Here is a 2,310-nt window from a genome sequence, read left to right as displayed (position 1 = left end):
TTAAAGCCGGGTTCGTGCCATTGCCCGGCAACCCCACCCCCATAGCTTCACACAGCGTATTCATAGAGTTTGCAGTAAACATTCCACTACAACTCCCCCCACTAGGACAGGCTTGACACTCTATCTCGTGCAGTCTTTTTTCGCTAATCTTACCGCTTTCATACGCACCTACTGCTTCAAATGCTGAGTTTAAATCAAGTATTGTGCCATCTTCTAGTCGCCCTGCTTTCATAGGACCGCCACTCACAAAGATTGTAGGCACATTCACACGCAACGCCCCCATAAGCATTCCGGGCACGATTTTATCGCAGTTTGGTAGGCAAATCATCGCATCTAGGGCGTGGGCGTTCATCACAGATTCTATGCAATCAGCAATCAGCTCTCGGCTAGGCAGGGAATAGAGCATACCGCTATGCCCCATAGCGATACCATCATCTACGCCAATGGTGTTAAACTCAAAAGGCACGCCACCTGCCTTGCGTATCTCATCTTTTACAATTTCAGCATATTTGTTTAGGAAAAAATGCCCCGGAATAATGTCAATATAGCTATTTGCCACGCCGATAAAGGGCTTATTAAAATCTTCATCTTTTAGCCCCGTTGCCCTTAGCAAACTCCTGTGTGGCGCGCGATTATGCCCCTTTTTTACAATATCACTTCGCATAGAATCTCCTTAATTAATCTCTGCGACATTGTAGCATTAAAGCGTGATTGTGAAGTGTATGTGAGAACATTTCTATAAGAATTCCTATAAATTTAGCTATAATGCAAGGCTACAAATAGATTCTAAGGGGAGTTGTAATGTATAAGATACTAGTAAAATGTTTGGTGATAGTTGTGTTATGTAATGGAGTTAGCACAGCACAAGAAAATGTTGAGCCTGATATAGTGGAGCCACGCAATTTTATTAGCAGAGATACTGATAGTTTTTCTAAACGCAGTGAGTGGGAGGGCGTATGGGGAGAGATGAGCCAATGCGATCCACTTGATAAAATCGGCTGGTGCTATAAGCAAAGTGCGTTACAAATCTATGACTGCTACCAAATAAATGAATATAATTATGAAGATAAAAGTGCGATATGCACGCTTGGTTTAGCAATGCGTCAAATTCTTGATCCCGCTAATCCTACCGAACATCTCATTTGTGATATTGGGGCGTTCCCGGGTGAAGTGGAGATTCTCATAAATGGCAATAAGGCAGAGCCTAAGAGAGAGTATTTTGATCTTGTGTGTGGCCATACAGAAGGAGCAGAGCGGAGCAAGTGTGAGAAAAATATGAGCTTTACTCTTAGCAAAGATTCTAAAGGGATTTATTTTCACTCTAGTAAGGGGTTAGATTCTAGCACTTGTGAGACGCCAAGTGATGAGAGTAGGGCAGGCACTCTCAGTGGAATCTATCCGCGATTTAGAGGGAGCTTTGATTGTGAGAAGCAGGGTTTGAGTAAGATTGAAAAAGGCATTTGCAATAGCTTTTATACTCTGCGTGATGATGTGAGCTTAAATGCGATGTTTGAATATGCGATGGATTTTGCGTGGAGCAATGAGCAAAAATCTAGGCTTAAAAAAGAGCAACTACAATGGCTAAAAGAGCGTAATATGAAATGTGTTAAGGCAAAAGATGGCGAAGAGCTTTTAACCTGTTTGTATCAAGCGATAAATCATCGCATAAAAGAATTGCACGAAACAATAGATAAATCACAACAAGTAACGCTAGAGCTAGTAAGCCAGATAGGTGCGGTAAAAATCTATGAAAATCCAAGCCTAAAATCCCCTGTGCTTTATACAAAGATTCTAAATAGTGAGGGGGAAAATGCAACAAGGGACTATGGGGCGATACTGCTTACACCAAAATCTCTTAATGGTTTTACAAAGATTATGTTAATGGAGTTTTCACAGGATACAAATCCTAATGGTAATGCCATTGTAGGCTATGTGCAAAATGCTAATGTGAAAAGGGATAAGAAGCAAGAGAGTGCGTTGTGAGAAAAAGTAAAAGAGATAAAGTTTGGCTATTTGATTTTGTGGATTTTATATATTATTTGAAGTGGCTTCTATGACTGATTTGAATCTTTATACATATACCCCCCTATATGTATATTTACAAATATATGGAATAATGCCTTATTTCAAATCAGCTCAAAATGCTGCGATATATGGAGGGTATAATGAATCTAAAGTGCCACGATACAAAACCCCAAGAGACTTTGCAAACCTCATATAAAGACTATACGCTTTCAATCTCTGGGCTTGATTGCCCAAGCTGTGCTACTCGCATAGAAGATTCTCTAAACGCCCTGCTTTCATAGGACC

3 protein-coding genes are annotated in these 2,310 nt (G+C 40.6%); 2 read left to right on the top strand and 1 reads right to left on the bottom strand.

Features of this window, described 5'->3' with window-relative positions; all coding sequences use genetic code 11:
• Positions 1-664: dihydroxy-acid dehydratase domain-containing protein (locus C6H08_RS11035; protein ID WP_199773206.1), on the bottom strand; the 664-nt coding region annotated here is incomplete at its 3' end.
• A 137-nt stretch (positions 665-801) separates the two neighbouring features.
• On the opposite strand from C6H08_RS11035, the gene C6H08_RS11030 reads away from it, so the two are divergent.
• Both C6H08_RS11030 and C6H08_RS11410 read left to right on the top strand, forming a co-directional pair.
• Positions 802-1,983 (top strand): lysozyme inhibitor LprI family protein, encoded by a 1,182-nt coding sequence (locus C6H08_RS11030; RefSeq protein WP_034565296.1) that lies wholly within the window; start codon positions 802-804, stop codon positions 1,981-1,983.
• Between the two features lie 182 nt (positions 1,984-2,165).
• A complete protein-coding gene (locus C6H08_RS11410) occupies positions 2,166-2,306 on the top strand; it encodes a heavy metal translocating P-type ATPase (protein WP_158656875.1) in 141 nt (46 codons plus the stop codon).
• The last annotated feature ends 4 nt before the right edge of the window (positions 2,307-2,310 follow it).

The organism is Helicobacter bilis (assembly GCF_900198365.1).
GTDB classification, from domain to species: Bacteria; Campylobacterota; Campylobacteria; order Campylobacterales; family Helicobacteraceae; genus Helicobacter_A; species Helicobacter_A bilis_B.
Note: the sequence above shows the minus strand (reverse complement) of the source record. Positions and strands in the feature narration are given on the sequence as shown.

What these genes read in the sequence shown, in the direction of transcription:
- C6H08_RS11030 (WP_034565296.1), top strand. Translation starts at nt 802, where the DNA reads ATGTATAAGATACTAGTAAAATGTTTGGTGATAGTTGTGTTATGTAAT.
- C6H08_RS11410 (WP_158656875.1), top strand. Translation starts at nt 2,166, where the DNA reads ATGAATCTAAAGTGCCACGATACAAAACCCCAAGAGACTTTGCAAACC.